This is a genomic window from Nocardioides sp. S5, assembly GCF_017310035.1.
Lineage (GTDB): Bacteria > Actinomycetota > Actinomycetes > Propionibacteriales > Nocardioidaceae > Nocardioides.
On sequence record NZ_CP022296.1, the window covers coordinates 4,467,904 to 4,481,747 of the forward strand.

At 71.7% G+C, this 13,844-nt stretch carries 15 protein-coding genes; 11 read left to right on the forward strand and 4 right to left on the reverse strand.

Annotated elements, in window-relative coordinates:
- Positions 1–157 precede the first annotated feature (157 nt).
- The 4 genes from CFI00_RS22035 (at position 158) to CFI00_RS22050 (ending at position 3,766) form a co-directional block, all read left to right on the forward strand.
- On the forward strand, positions 158–1,399 hold the full coding sequence (locus CFI00_RS22035; RefSeq protein WP_207083078.1) for a C39 family peptidase: 1,242 nt from the start codon (positions 158–160) through the stop codon (positions 1,397–1,399).
- A gap of 1 nt (position 1,400) precedes the next feature.
- Positions 1,401–2,513 carry a hypothetical protein gene (locus CFI00_RS22040; protein WP_207083079.1) on the forward strand — a complete coding sequence of 371 codons (1,113 nt, stop codon included), beginning with the start codon at positions 1,401–1,403 and terminating at the stop codon, positions 2,511–2,513.
- 10 nt (positions 2,514–2,523) lie between these two features.
- Positions 2,524–3,156 (forward strand): DUF2461 domain-containing protein, encoded by a 633-nt coding sequence (locus CFI00_RS22045; protein ID WP_207083080.1) that lies wholly within the window; start codon positions 2,524–2,526, stop codon positions 3,154–3,156.
- A gap of 73 nt (positions 3,157–3,229) precedes the next feature.
- Positions 3,230–3,766 carry a hypothetical protein gene (locus tag CFI00_RS22050; RefSeq protein WP_207083081.1) on the forward strand — a complete coding sequence of 179 codons (537 nt, stop codon included), beginning with the start codon at positions 3,230–3,232 and terminating at the stop codon, positions 3,764–3,766.
- 45 nt (positions 3,767–3,811) lie between these two features.
- On the opposite strand, the gene CFI00_RS22055 is transcribed toward CFI00_RS22050, so the two are convergent.
- On the reverse strand, positions 3,812–4,270 hold the full coding sequence (locus tag CFI00_RS22055) for an Rrf2 family transcriptional regulator (RefSeq protein WP_207083082.1): 459 nt from the start codon (positions 4,268–4,270) through the stop codon (positions 3,812–3,814).
- 107 nt (positions 4,271–4,377) lie between these two features.
- A complete protein-coding gene (locus CFI00_RS22060; RefSeq protein ID WP_207083083.1) occupies positions 4,378–5,274 on the reverse strand; it encodes a sulfite exporter TauE/SafE family protein in 897 nt (298 codons plus the stop codon).
- Between the two features lie 257 nt (positions 5,275–5,531).
- Between CFI00_RS22060 and CFI00_RS22065 the strand changes: the two genes are divergently transcribed.
- Positions 5,532–7,406, forward strand: a complete 1,875-nt coding sequence (locus CFI00_RS22065; protein WP_207083084.1) for an acyl-CoA dehydrogenase — start codon at positions 5,532–5,534, stop codon at positions 7,404–7,406.
- Positions 7,407–7,472: 66 nt separating this feature from the next.
- Here the strand turns inward: CFI00_RS22065 and CFI00_RS22070 are convergent, their stop codons facing one another.
- Complete coding sequence (locus CFI00_RS22070) at positions 7,473–8,555, reverse strand: IS110 family transposase (RefSeq protein ID WP_207081523.1); 1,083 nt, start codon at positions 8,553–8,555, stop codon at positions 7,473–7,475.
- A gap of 416 nt (positions 8,556–8,971) precedes the next feature.
- On the opposite strand from CFI00_RS22070, the gene CFI00_RS22075 reads away from it, so the two are divergent.
- From CFI00_RS22075 to CFI00_RS22095, 5 genes are read left to right on the forward strand one after another with little or no spacing between them, the layout of a single operon-like run.
- Positions 8,972–9,883, forward strand: coding sequence for an ABC transporter ATP-binding protein (locus tag CFI00_RS22075; protein WP_207083085.1), 912 nt, complete (start codon positions 8,972–8,974; stop codon positions 9,881–9,883).
- Positions 9,880–10,665 carry an ABC transporter permease gene (locus tag CFI00_RS22080; protein WP_207083086.1) on the forward strand — a complete coding sequence of 262 codons (786 nt, stop codon included), beginning with the start codon at positions 9,880–9,882 and terminating at the stop codon, positions 10,663–10,665. Before CFI00_RS22075 ends, CFI00_RS22080 begins: the two co-directional genes overlap by 4 nt.
- Positions 10,662–11,720: a sensor histidine kinase gene (locus CFI00_RS22085; protein ID WP_207083087.1), complete on the forward strand. Its 1,059-nt coding sequence runs from the start codon at positions 10,662–10,664 to the stop codon at positions 11,718–11,720. The genes CFI00_RS22080 and CFI00_RS22085 overlap by 4 nt, the downstream gene beginning before the upstream one ends.
- On the forward strand, positions 11,717–12,322 hold the full coding sequence (locus CFI00_RS22090) for a response regulator transcription factor (protein ID WP_207083088.1): 606 nt from the start codon (positions 11,717–11,719) through the stop codon (positions 12,320–12,322). The genes CFI00_RS22085 and CFI00_RS22090 overlap by 4 nt, the downstream gene beginning before the upstream one ends.
- 29 nt (positions 12,323–12,351) lie before the next feature.
- Positions 12,352–12,579 (forward strand): hypothetical protein, encoded by a 228-nt coding sequence (locus tag CFI00_RS22095; RefSeq protein WP_207083089.1) that lies wholly within the window; start codon positions 12,352–12,354, stop codon positions 12,577–12,579.
- Positions 12,580–12,625: 46 nt separating this feature from the next.
- On the opposite strand, the gene CFI00_RS22100 is transcribed toward CFI00_RS22095, so the two are convergent.
- On the reverse strand, positions 12,626–12,838 hold the full coding sequence (locus CFI00_RS22100; RefSeq protein WP_207083090.1) for a DUF6458 family protein: 213 nt from the start codon (positions 12,836–12,838) through the stop codon (positions 12,626–12,628).
- Between the two features lie 149 nt (positions 12,839–12,987).
- Between CFI00_RS22100 and CFI00_RS22105 the strand changes: the two genes are divergently transcribed.
- The gene (locus tag CFI00_RS22105; protein WP_207083091.1) at positions 12,988–13,800 is read left to right on the forward strand and encodes a maleylpyruvate isomerase family mycothiol-dependent enzyme; all 813 of its coding nucleotides are present in this window, start codon (positions 12,988–12,990) and stop codon (positions 13,798–13,800) included.
- Positions 13,801–13,844 lie beyond the last annotated feature (44 nt).

The window sequence follows — 13,844 nt, forward strand, 5'->3', positions numbered from 1 at the left end:
CCTCACCCCCGAAACTTCGCACCGGAACCTCAACTTTCCCCGGGTACCCGGGGATCGCGACATGGGACAGATGGGGAACTTGCGCCTTCTGGGGCCAGAGAGGACAGTGGGTCGTCCGCGTTCTCGGATCGAAGGTCCTTCCCCCATGCCTGATCTCATGCCTGATCTCCCCCGCCCCCTCCCTCGTTTCCTCGCCCGCGTCCTGGCCCACCGCATCGCCACCGACGACGTACGCCGTCCGCTCTGGCGCCACCCCGTCGCGATCGCGACGGCCGCGCTCGCGCTCACCCTCGGCGCCGTCCCCCTCCTGCCCGACGACGACTCGGGCCGCGACGGGATCGCCCCGAGCGCCGAGACCACCCAGGCACCCCGAGCCGTCGGCCGCGGCGAGCTGACGCCGGAGATGCGCCGTGAGATCGACCGCGTCCTGGCCGAGGGCACCGCGCTCGACCGCGCGCGGGGGCGTACGGCGCTGGCGCGCGCGTCCGTGCGGTGCGCCACCTTCGAGGGCCAGCGCTACTGCCTCGGCTTCGGCTGGACCAACCAGAGCCGCGCGGCCCTCGCCGCCCGCCTCGAGACGCAGCCACGGGCCCGCCGTGCCGAGCGCACCGGCGGCCTGGACGCCGACGGCCTGCTGAGCCGCGCCAGCACGCGTACGTCGAGCGCGCGCACCGAGGTCGAGCGCACCGAGCTGACGATGGCGGCCCGCTCCGTCGGCAAGGTCTGGCTGCTGCGTCACGAGATCCAGGGCGTCGAGCTCCCGGCCGACTTCGCGGCGAAGTATCCCGAGCTCGCGGCCACCGCCAGCGCCCGGGGCGGCTTCGGCGGGAAGTACCCCGAGAAGTACGCGATCATGGACGAGTCGCAGGTGCAGTCGCAGAACACGACCTACTGGTGCGGCCCGGCCGCGATGCAGGCCATCGGCTGGGGCAACGACCAGAAGCGCAAGAACCAGACCTACTGGGCGCGCCGCCTCGGCACCACCACCGCCGGCACGGCCATCACCGACATGGTGCGCGTGGTCAACAACAAGACGTCGTACGACGACGAGGCGCACGCCGGCCCCTACGTCACGCTCGACATCAGCGACTTCACCTTCAAGCAGTGGTACCGCCTGATGATGCGCCACGTCCACGACTACCAGGCCCCCGTCGTGCTGCACCCGGTGCTGCGGAAGCAGTACTACCCCTACCTCGACGACGACGCGTCCGGGCACTTCCAGGTCGGCCGCGGCTTCGACCAGAACGCGGGGGGCAACCGCAAGATCGGCTACTTCGAGCCGTGGGACCAGTCGCGCTTCGACCCCAGCGAGCCGGCCATCGGCCGCGTCCAGTGGCGCAACGCCTACAAGTCCTACCGGGCCAACCTGGACCACTTCCAGCACAACGTCGGCGTCTGACGTGACAGTCCGTACGACGATCGCGCTGGCGCTGCTCGTCGCCCTCTCCGGGTGCGGCACCGACGCGCCGGCCGGCGGCCCCGCGCCCGCGCCCGCGGACCCGACCGGCAGCACGAGCGCAGCCCCGAGCAAGGCGCCCGCAGCGCCCACCGGCGGCACCGTGGACGAGCCCACGCCAGTCGAGCCGACCCAGGGCCTGCTCGACTGGCGCGACACCGGCGTCCCGACCGACACTCGCTACGTCAGGGGCACGGAGTGGGAGGCCCTCGCCGGCGCCGGCGACACGCAGGTCGAGCTCACCCGGGACGGCGCCGCCGTCACGGTCCGCGCCGGCGGCGGTCGCACGGTCTCCGAGGTGTTGATGAGCGCCGACTGGGCGGTCGTGGTCAAGCAGGACCGGGCCGAGTCCGCCCCCAGCGAGGTGGTCGCCGTCGACCTCGCCACCGGCGAGCAGCGCGACGTGGTCAGCCCACCCGCGGCGAGCGGCGGCTCGTGGGCACTCACCGGCGGCGACCTCTACTACCCGACGTACGTCGACGACGCCTACTGCCTGGCGACCGGCGCCCTGGCTGACGGCAACGGTGAGGACGGCTGGTGCGCGCCCGCCCGGTCCGGCTTCTCCGGGCTCACCGCCAGCGCCCAGGGCGTCGGCATCCTGACCTTCGACGACGCCCGCCCGGTCGCGTGCCGCACGGTCAACCTGCTCGACGGCAGCGGCCTCCCGCAGCCGGTCGAGGGCGCGACGGACTGCACCGCCTGGGACGTCGCGGCGACCGCCGACGGGGCGCTGTGGTCGGAGGTGCCGCGACCGCGCCGGCAGGAGGAGGCGCGGTTCCTCGCCTCGGCGGACGACACCTACTTCGACCTCGGCCCCGGCACCACCGGCACCGCCGTCCCGTGCGGCGACTCGGTCTTCTTCGTCCGCGACCCGCAGGGTGACGACGAGCCGGCCCGGTTGATGCGGTGGACGCCGGAGCGCACGCTCGAGGTCGCCTACGAGTCCGCCTCCGTCGGCAACGCCTTCCTCGGCGAGCCCGTCTGCGGCGGTGACGTCCTCACCCTCACGTCCTTCGGCGAGCAGGGCGACGAGCACGTGTGGGCAGGCGTCGCCTAACGTTCCGGACGTGAGCTTCACCGGATTCCCCGTCGCCGCGCTCGACTTCTACGACGACCTCGAGATGGACAACACCAAGTCCTTCTGGGAGACCCACAGGGCCGTCTGGAAGGAGTCCGTCGAAGCGCCGATGAAGGCGCTCGTGGCAGAGCTCGAGCCGGAGTTCGGCCCGGCCAAGGTGTTCCGCCCCTACCGCGACGTCCGCTTCGCCAAGGACAAGACGCCCTACAAGACCCACCAGGGCGCGTACGTCGCCGCGGCCCCGTCGACCGGGTGGTACGTCGAGATCTCCGCGCGCGGCACCCGCGTCGGCGCCGGGTTCTACGACGCCGACGGCCCGCGGCTGGCGGCGATCCGCGAGGCGATGGCCGACGAGAAGTCCGGCAAGGCGCTCGAGCAACTCCTCAAACGCCTGGAGAAGGAGGGCTTCGAGCTCGGCGGCGAGCGCCTCAAGACCTCGCCGCGCGGCTGGTCCGCCGACCACCCGCGGATCGAGCTGCTGCGCTGCAAGCAGCTGATCGCCAACAAGTCCTACGGCTTCGAGACCGACGCCATCGACGCCGGCCTCCTCGACCGGGTCCGCGCGGACTGGAAGGCCCTGCGCCCGCTCGTCAGCTGGCTGCGCGCGGTCGACCCGGGCTAGCCGGCAGCCAGAGTTCGGCTCGACGTCCCGCGGCGTTCACGCCCCCGACGCCGTACGCCGCCACGCTGGCGCCATGGCCAAGAGACTGCTCCTGCTCCACATCGGCCCGACCCCCGTCGACGTGACCGCGATGACCGGCGCGCTGGCCCTGGGCCGGATCGTGGTCCCCGACGTCGACGCCGAGGTCCTCACCCACGCCGGCCTCGAGGTCCGTCGCACCCACAAGGCCGCCGGCCTGAAGCGCAAGCACGTCGAGGGGGCGTGGGCGAAGGTCTGCCGCAGGGCCCACAAGAGCGGGTCCGACTGCTTCGTCAGCGTGCCCGACATCTTCGACGCGACCCCGGAGCAGGCAGCTCTCGCGCTCGACGGCCTCGCCGGCTTCCGCGTCGTGCTCGTGGTCACCAGCGGCTTCGCAGCAGCGCCGCCGACCGCGTGGACGTCGCTGGTGAAGGAGGGGCGTACGCACGTGCTGCCGTCCCACCTCGGCGACGACCAGCTCGCTGCCCAGGTCGCGCGGATCGCGCTCATCGAGGAGGAGGCGCGCCTGGACCGACGGCTCTCGAAGATCACCAGGCGGCGCCGCCTGGTGAACCGGAGGCTGGCCGCCTGAGCTTCGAGGCTCGCCGCGCTCGCACCTCAGCCACCGAGAACGCGATCAGTGGGGCTGCCAGGCGTCCTCGTCCTGCGTGAGCGCGGCGACCTCCTGCGGCAGGGTGCCGTCGGCGAGGTCCTGGATGGAGACCTGCTCGAAGACCATGCGCAGCGAGTGGCGCGCCGCGATCCAGACGTGCTGGAGCACCTGGGCCGAGTCGTCGTACTCCACCGCCTCGGGACGCAGGCCGTAGACGGAGACGAGCGGGCCGTCGACCGCACGGATGACGTCGGCCACGGTGATCGTCGCCGGCTTGCGCGCGAAGCGCCACCCGCCCGACTGACCGCGCTGGGACACCACGATGTCGGCGCGTCGGAGGTCGGCGAGGATCGCCTGGAGGAAGCCGTGCGGGATGCTCTGGGCCTTGCCCAGCTGCTCGGCGCTGACGGCCGTGCCGTCGGTGCGCACCGCGATCTCGATCAGGGCCCGGAGGGCGTAGTCGGCTTTGGCGGAGACGCGCATGCGTCCAGTTTGTCAGAAAAGTCGAGACACTCTCGGGTTGGGCCACGGCACCGTGACAGCCGTACGCCGCCCCGGCGCGCGGGACGGCGTACGACAGGTACGAGCCCTCAGACGGGCTGCAGCTCAACCTCGTCGCGCGCGGCGGCGCGGGAGAGGCGCTCCTGCTTCACGGCCCACACGATCGCGCTGACCCACAGGACGAAGACGACCGCAGCCGTCACGGCGACGCCGACCCCGGGCACGCCGACGGCCTCGAGGAGGGTCTTGGAGTTGGTCAGGATGATCAGCCCGCCTGCGGCGGTCCCGAGCACGCGTGCGGCGAGGTGGCGCACCAGCCAGGCGGCGATCGGCGCGGCGATCACGCCGCCGACGAGCAGCGCGCCGGCGTAGCCCCAGTTGATGCCCGCCGAGCCGAGGCCGAAGAGGAAGCCGAGCGAGGCACCGACCGCGACGACGAACTCCGAGGTGTCGATCGAGCCGACGACCTTGCGCGGCTCGAGACGGCCGCTGGAGAGCAGCGACGTGGTGCCGACCGGACCCCAGCCACCGCCGCCGACGGCGTCGAGCGTGCCGGCGACGAGGCCCATCGGGGCCAGGAAGGCGACCGACGGCCGACCCTTGAAGGTGGGGCGTGCGCCGCCCAGGCGCAGGAAGCGGTAGACGACGTAGAAGCCCAGGCTCAGCAGGATGACCGCGACGACCGGCTTCGCGACCGCCGCGTCCATGTTGGACAGCAGGGTCGCGCCGAGGAAGGCGCCGACGAAGCCGGGCACCGCGAGGATCGAGACCGTGCGCCAGTCGACGTTGCCGAACTTGTGGTGCGAGGCACCGGAGACCAGCGACGTGCCGAGCTCGGAGAAGTGGACCGCCGCCGAGGCGGCGGCGGGGGCGACACCGGCGGCGAGCAGGAGCGTCGAGGACGTCACGCCGTAGGCCATGCCGAGTGATCCGTCGATCAGCTGGGCGAGCAGGCCCACGAAGCCGAGAACGATGAGCTTGCGCACGGGCGAGCTCCTTTCATGTGTACTGAGTCGAGTGAATGACGTTTGTCGGGTGAAAGACTAGACATACATAGCGGAATCAGCAACGCCGAGGTCCCGTCGGCGCGTCGGGATGCCCGTGTGACGAGGCAGATCCGGCGTTCGTGTTGCGTGACGCCCTCCGGCGAGGCATCATTTTGTTACCGGCGAGTAGCACGTGCCCACACAGCACGGCTCGCCCCCGAGATCCGCACCCGCACGCGACCTGACAGGTGGAAGCCGTGAGCCACTACAAGACCAACCTCCGCGACATCGAGTTCAACCTCTTCGAGGTCCTCGGCCGGGACGAGGTGCTCGGCACCGGACCCTTCGGTGACGTCGACGGCGAGAGCGCCCGCGAGATCCTCCGAGAGGTCGAGCGCCTCTCCCGCGAGGACATCGCCGCCTCCTACGAGGACAGCGACCGCAACCCGCCCGTCTTCGACCCGAGCACGCACACCGCGCCGGTGAGCGAGTCGTTCAAGGCCTCCTACCAGGCCTGGATGGACTCGGAGTTCTGGCGCCTCCAGGTCTTCGAGGAGATGGGCGGCACCCCCGCCCCCTCGTCGCTGATCTGGGCGATCGGCGAGATGGTGCTCGGCGCCAACGCCCCGGTGTGGATGTACGCCGCCGGTCCCGCCTTCTCCAACCTCTTCCACCGCAACGGCAACGAGCGCGACAAGGCCGTCGCCCAGCACATGGTCGACCGCCAGTGGGGCTGCACGATGGTCCTCACCGAGCCCGACGCCGGCTCCGACGTGGGCGCCGGCCGCGCCAAGGCCGTCGCCAACGACGACGGCTCGTGGAACATCACGGGCGTCAAGCGCTTCATCACCAGCGCCACCCACGACATGAGCGAGAACATCATGCACCTCGTCCTCGCGCGCCCCGAGGGCGTCGAGGGCGTGGGCGGCCCGGGCACCAAGGGCCTCTCGCTCTTCTGGATGCCCGAGCACCACTTCGACCCCGAGACCGGCGAGCTGACCGGCGAGCGCAACGGCGTCTACGTCACCAACGTCGAGCACAAGATGGGCATCAAGGTCTCCAACACCTGCGAGGTCACCTTCGGCGACCCGCAGGTCGGCGGCGGCGAGCCCGCGAAGGGCTGGCTGCTCGGCGAGGTCCACGACGGCATCGCCCAGATGTTCCAGGTCATCGAGAACGCCCGCATGATGGTCGGCACCAAGGCCATCGCCACGTTGTCGACCGGTTACCTCAACGCGCTCGACTACGCCAAGGAGCGCGTCCAGGGCGCCGACCTCACCCAGGCGGCCGACAAGACCGCCCCACGCGTGACGATCACCCACCACCCCGACGTACGCCGCTCGCTGATGACGCAGAAGTCGTTCGCCGAGGCCATGCGTGCGCTGGTGCTCTACACCGCCACGTGGCAGGACCAGGTCATGGTCGCCGAGCACGAGGGCACCGCCGACTCCGACGAGGCCCGCCTCGCCGCCGCCGTCAACGACCTGCTGCTCCCGATCGTCAAGGGCTACGGCTCGGAGCGCTCCTGGGTGCTGCTCGGCACCGAGTCGCTCCAGACCTTCGGCGGCTCCGGCTTCCTGCAGGAGTACCCGATCGAGCAGTACGTCCGCGACGCCAAGATCGACACCCTCTACGAGGGCACGACCGCGATCCAGGGCCAGGACTTCTTCTTCCGCAAGATCGTCAAGGACCAGGGCCGCGCGCTGGGCCACCTGGCCAAGGAGATCGAGGGCTTCATCGCCTCCGAGGCCGGCAACGGTCGCCTCAAGAACGAGCGGGCCCTGCTCGCCACCGCGCTCGAGGACGCCAACGCCATCGTCGGCCACATGATCAACGACCTCATGTCCTCGCAGGAGGACGTGCGGAACATCTACAAGGTCGGGCTCAACACCTCGCGCCTGCTGATGGTCCTCGGCGACGTCGTCTGCGGCTGGCTGCTGCTGCGCCAGGCCGAGGTCGCGCTGGACAAGCTGTCCGGCGAGGTGTCGGCCAAGGACAAGGCGTTCTACGAGGGCAAGATCCACGCGGCGCAGTTCTTCGCGCAGACCAACCTGCCGAAGATCCGCGCCGAGCGCGCCATCGCCGAGGCCACCACCCTCGACCTGATGGACCTCGACGAGTCGTCCTTCTGATCTCCGCACCTTCGCCGGTCGAGTAGCCGGCGAGCGCCAGCGAGCAGGCGACGGTCCTATGCCGCGTCAAGTGGTCATGAGGTCTGTTCGGAGGGCTCTGTAGACGCTGCGGGCGAGGTGGCGTTTGAGGCAGCGGATGATCTCGGGGGTGGATAGTCCTTCGGCGCGCCGTCGCTCGACGTAGGCGCGGGTTTCCTCGTGGCGGCCCATCCGTCCGACGGTGATCATGTAGAGCGCGGAGTTGGCTTGGCGGTCGCCCCCGGGATTGAGTCGGTGGCGGCGGGTCTTGCCGGAAGAGGCGGGAAGCGGAGCAACCCCGACGAGCTTGGCGAAGCTGGCTTCGGACCGCATCCGGTCGATGTTCTCGCCAGTGCTGATCGCCAACTGGGCGGCGGTCTGGACTCCGACCTGGGCCATGGCAAGCAAGGACGGGCAGGCCTGTTGCACGAGGGTCGCCAGGTGCTTGTCGGCCTCAGCGATCTCGCCGTCGAGGTAGGCGATGCGTCGCGCCAGCGCTCGTAGTGCATGGCGCACCGCGTGGTCGGGATCAGCGACCCGGCTCGGGTCGGGGCGCATGGCCAGGACTTTGGCTACCCGCTTCTTCCCGCTCAGCCCGATCAGGTCGTCGTGAAGGCGCCCGGATGCAGCGGTGATCAGGTCACGCAGCTGGCTGTACGCGGCGGTGCGGTTCTTGACCGCCGCATCGCGGGGGACCTTGATCACGCGGATCGCCTCCACGATCCCGGTCTTGACCTTCGGCCGACCGCTCGCGCGCCCGGCCAGGACCTGCTCGGCTGCCGAGTAGGCGTCGAGCGGGTCGGACTTGCCGTGTCTGACCCGGGTGGCCCTTTCCGGCCGGTTGACCTCGAACACCTCGAACGCACCCGCCCCGTGAGTGAGCAGGTGGCGGGTCAGCCCCGCACCGTAGGAACCGGTCGACTCCACTCCGACCGCGAGGACCGGACCGTAGGTCGCGGCCCACGACACCAGTTCGCCAAAGCCAGCCCTGGTCGCGGGGAACTCACGATCTGCCAGCCGGCCGAAACGAGCGTCGATCACGGCCGCGACATGGACCAGTTGGTGGGTGTCAACACCCACCACCACGCCGGCCCCATCAAGAACTTGTTCTTCAACAGACACATCACTCATGCTGGAAATGTCTCCTTCACCATCGTGTGAAAGATGACCTTCCAGGTCGGGCGGACAGTACAGCGACGGGAACTTCTTCAGGGTCCTATGAGGTCACGCCCGCCCGGCCTGGCCACCAGAACAGACAAGCCCTGCCGGGGCCGACACGTCGCACTTCAAGGCAGCCACACCAAGCAGCGCCAGTATCGAGATAGGTCAGACCCCGACCGGGTAACCCATCCTCCCTGTATCGAGACCTCTTGTTCCACGGGTCTCGATACGCCTTGCTCGTTCCTCGCGCGGCTACTCGACCACCGAGAGCTGGGCTGCTCACTCGGCTGCTCAGCCAGCGGTTGGCCGCCGGCATGACAGGTGTCACGCCGAGGTCGTGACCTCTGCCCCCTGTCCGCCGGGACCGGGGCGGCGAGGCTGGAGGCGTGACCGACACCCACGCACCCGCCATCCGCACCTCGGGGCTCCGCAAGACCTTCCGCGCCCCCGACGGCGGCACCGTCCTCGCGGTCGACGGCGTCGACCTGGTCGTCGAGCCCGGTGAGATCGTCGCCTTCCTCGGCCCCAACGGAGCCGGGAAGACCACGACCGTCGACATGCTGCTCGGGCTCACCCGGCCCGACGCGGGCACCGTCGAGGTCTTCGGAGGCCCGCCCCGCCGCGCGGTCACGCAGGGCCGCGTCTCGGCCGTGATGCAGACCGGCGGTCTGCTGCCGGACTTCACCGTCGAGGAGACGGTGCGGGCGATCGCCGCGACCCACGGCCGCAGCGACCGGGTGGGCACCGTCATCGAGCGCGCCGGCCTGGCCGAGATCGCCGACCGCCGCGTGCAGGCCTGCTCGGGCGGTGAGCAGCAGCGCCTCAAGTTCGCCCTGGCCCTCGTGCCGGACCCGGACCTGCTCGTCCTCGACGAGCCGACCGCAGGGATGGACGTCGCCACCCGCCAGCACTTCTGGGACACCATGCGCGCCGACGCCGCGCTGGGGCGCACCATCGTCTTCGCCACCCACTACCTCGCCGAGGCCGACGCGTTCGCCGAGCGCACCGTGCTGATCGCTCGCGGCCGGATCGTCGCCGACGGCCCCACGGCGGACGTGCGCGCAGCCTTCGGCGGACGGAGCGTGTCGTTCCGGCCGCCGGACGACGTCGTACGCCCCGACGGCCTCGACCCCGCGTGGCTGGCCCGGGTCGAGCAGGCCCTCGCCCCGCTCGGTGTGTCCGGGATCGAGGTGTCGAGCGCCAGCCTCGAGTCGGCGTTCCTCGCCCTCACCGGCGACGTGCCCGAGGCCGCGCCCGACGCCGCCACAGCCGCCGAGCTGACCGGAGCGACCCGATGAGCGCCACGAGCACGATCCCGGCCGCCGCCCGCGCACCACGCCCGGCCCTGGCGACGTACGCCGCCCTCGACCTCAGGCGACAGCTGCGCGACCGGGTGGGGATGTTCTTCATCGTCGCCCTGCCGTCGTTCATGTACGTCGTCTTCGGCCTCGGCTCCGACGAGCGCGTCGGCAGTGGCAACGTGGCGATGTACGTCATGACCTCGATGGCGACGTACGCCGCCGTGACGGCCACCACGACCGTCGCGGGCGGGGCGACCATCGAGCAGACGATGGGCTGGGGACGCCAGCTGGCGCTGACCCCGCTGCGGCCGCTGGCACTCGTCGGGATCAAGGCGGGCGTCGCGATGGCCGTGGCCGCCGTCGCGGTCGGGCTGGTCTTCGCGATCGGCGCGCTCACCGGCGCCAGCGGCTCGGCCGACGACTGGATCCTGTCCGGGCTGCTGATCTGGCTGGGGTCGGCGATGTTCGCGGTCTACGGCCTGGCGGTCTGCCTCGTCTTCCGCGGCCCCAACACCCCGGGCATCGCATCGGGACTCATCGTGGTGATGGCCTTCCTCGGCAACCTCTTCACCCCGATGGACGGGCTCATGCTCGACGTAGGGCGCCTGACGCCGATGTACGGCTTCGCGGCGCTGGCGCACTACCCGCAGACCGACGGGTGGCTCCCCAACGGGGAGCACGACCCGCTGTGGCTTCCGGTCGCTAACGTGCTCGTGTGGACGGTGATCTTCTGCCTGATGGCGCTCTGGGGCGTGCGCCGCAACCGGGCGCGCACGTGACGAGCGCGTGCGACGCCGATCCGCTGCCCGACAACCCGTGGGAGAAGTGGGGCTGGGCCTTCGCCTCGATCTGGCTGGTCTTCCTCGCCTTCCCCGTCATCGGCGTCGCGGAGTCCGAGGTGCCTGTCGTGGCCAAGGTCGCGGCGTGGCTGTGCATCCTCGGCTTCGCCGTCGCCAACGTCCACGGCTACTCCCGGCGCGGCAACACCTGGCTGGCGCTGGCCCTCATGCTCGTCCTCGGCCTGGCGACGGCACCGGTGATCGGGATCGGCGTCATCTCCTTCACCCCCTACCTCGCCATCCTGTCGGCGCTCGAGCTGCCCGCCCCGGCGTGGAAGTGGGCGGTCGGCTTCTGGGCGGTCGTGCCGCTGCTGTCGCTGCTGGGCATCGACGGCTTCCCGACCTACTTCTTCCTCATGCTCTGGCCGATCATGGTCGGCGGGGTGATGCTGCGGATCTTCGGCGAGCGCGAGCAGCTCGCCTACGCCGCCCGCGGCGAGCACGCCCTCGTCGCCGAGCGCGAGCGGGTCGCGCGGGACGTGCACGACGTGCTCGGGCACTCCCTCACCGCCCTCTCGGTCAAGGCCGAGCTCGCCGCCCGCCTGATCGACCTCGACCCCGCCCGCGCGAAGGACGAGCTGGAGTCCATCCAGGCCACCGCGCGCCAGGCGCTCGCCGAGGTGCGCGCCACGGTCGGCGGGCTGCGCGCCGGCAACCTCGAGGCCGAGCTCGCCGCGGCTCCCCTCGTCCTCGCCGACGCCGGCATCGCGACGCAGGTGGACGGGAGCGTCGCCGACACCGACCCGCGCCACCGGGCGCTGCTGGCCTGGGTGCTGCGCGAGTCGGTGACCAACGTCGTACGCCACGCACGCGCCGGCTCGGTGGTGATCGAGCTCGGCCCCCGCGGCATCTGCGTCACCGACGACGGCGCCGGGTGCAGCGGCAGCGAGGGCAACGGGCTGCGGGGCATGCGCGAGCGCGTGTCGGGCGTCGGCGGCACGCTGGCGATCTCGCCCGCGTCCCCGGGCACCCGGGTGGAGGTGGCGCTGCCGTGATCCGGCTCCTGCTCGCCGACGACCAGGCGCTGGTGCGTGGTGCGCTCGCCGCGCTGCTCGACCTCGAGGCCGACCTCGAGGTGGTGGCGCAGGTCGGCCGCGGCGACGAGGTCGTGGAGGCCGCGCGCGCCTCCGGCGCCGAGGTCTGCCTGCTCGACATCGAGATGCCGGGGCTCACCGGCATCGACGCCGCCGCCGCCGTGCGCCGCGAGCTGCCGGGCGTGCGCTCGCTCGTGGTGACCACCTTCGGTCGGCCCGGCTACGTGCGCCGCGCCATCGAGGCCGGCGCCTCGGGGTTCGTCGTCAAGGACACCCCCGCGCGCCAGCTCGCCGACGCCGTGCGCCGCGTCCACGCCGGGCTGCGGGTCATCGACCCCGACCTCGCCGCCGAGTCGCTGATCGACGGCCCGAGCCCGCTGACGGGGCGCGAGCGCGAGCTGCTGACGTACGCCCTCGACGGGTCACCGGTCGCCGCGATCGCCGCCCGCGTGCACCTCTCGGAGGGCACGGTGCGCAACCACCTGTCGGCCGCGATCGGCAAGACGGGTGCCACGACACGCAGCGAGGCGGCGCGGATCGCGCAGGACCGCGGCTGGCTGTAGCCGTCACCCGCTTCTGCCACACTCACGCCATGGCGTACGGCAGTGGTCCCGCTTCGGTGCTCTCGGTGGTGGCCTTCGGGTGCGCCGCAGCGGCCGTCCTGGGCTTCGGCCCGATGCTCGCGATCGTCGCGATGCTGTGCGCGGTGGTCGCGATGGCCCGCGGCGAGGGACTGGCCGGGGCGGCGGTGCTGGTGGCGCTCGTCGTGCTGGTGCTGTCGTTCGTGCTGCCGACCGGGAGCGCGCTCGACCGGCTGTGACGCCCGAGGGGTGCCGGGACGTGTCGCCGGCACCCGACGCGGGACGTCAGACGTCGCGGCGCTCCTCGACGTGGGTGGTCTTCGAGCGCTGGTTGTTCATGACGAGGCCGAGCACGAGGGCCAGGACGCCCGCGATGACCAGGATCCAGCCGACCGTGGTCGGCTCGACGACCTCCTGCAGGGAGTCGGGGAACTCCTTGATGGCGAAGAGGAGGATCAGGCCGATGACGAGCAGCAGGATGCCGATGCCGATACCCATGATGACTCCTTTGACGTGGCGCGGTCGGTCTCGGGGCCGACCGTCCCCGGAAGCCTAGGACCTGCCAGGACCCGGACCCGCGCACCTCACACCCGTGGGGGTGTCCGACGCTCTCCACGGTGTCGGCGGATGCGCCTAGGCTCGGGGCCATGACGGACCAGGACCGCCTCACCGCCCTCATCGCCGTGTGGTGGGAGGCGACCGACTCCTTCACCCACCTGCTCGAGCACGTCGGCGACGACCAGTGGACGACCCCCACCGACCTCCCGGGGTGGGACGTGCACGCGATCGCCGCGCACACCGCGCACCTCGAGGCGCTCCTCGCCGGGCGTCCCCACGACGACGTCGAGGTCGGCGAGGCGCCGCACGTGCGGGGCATGATGGGGCAGTTCACCGAGCAGGGCGTCCTCGCCCGCCGCGCCCACCCGGCCGACGACCTCATCACCGAGATCCGCGAGTCCGCGACCGCGCGCCACACGCAGCTGCTGGCCGACCCGCCGACCGACGCCTCGGCGCCGGCCCCGGGGGCCTTCGGCGCGATCGGGTGGACGACGGGCCTGCTGCTGCGCAACCGCCCGCTCGACGTCTGGATGCACGAGCAGGACGTCCGCCGCGCCCTCGACCTGCCCGGCAACCTCGACTCGGCGCCCGCGCGGCACGCGGCCGACTACCTGATGGAGAGCCTGCCCTTCATGGTCGCCAAGCGGGCCGGTGCGCCGGTCGGCAGCGTCGTGCGCCTCGAGGTGGACGGTCACGAACCCGTGACCGCCGAGGTCGGCGACGACGGCCGGGGACGGCCCGGGACGGCCGCCGACGCCCCGACCACCACCTTGGCCATGGACCGCGAGACCTTCGTCCTGCTCGCCGGCGGACGCCGCGCCGCCGCGCCCGGCAGTGTCGGGGTCTCGGGCGACACCGCGCTGGGCGAGCGGGTCCTCGCCTCCATGGCCGTCACCCCGTGACGAGGGGCGACCGCCGACGTCGGTGACCGGTGGCCGCACGCCGG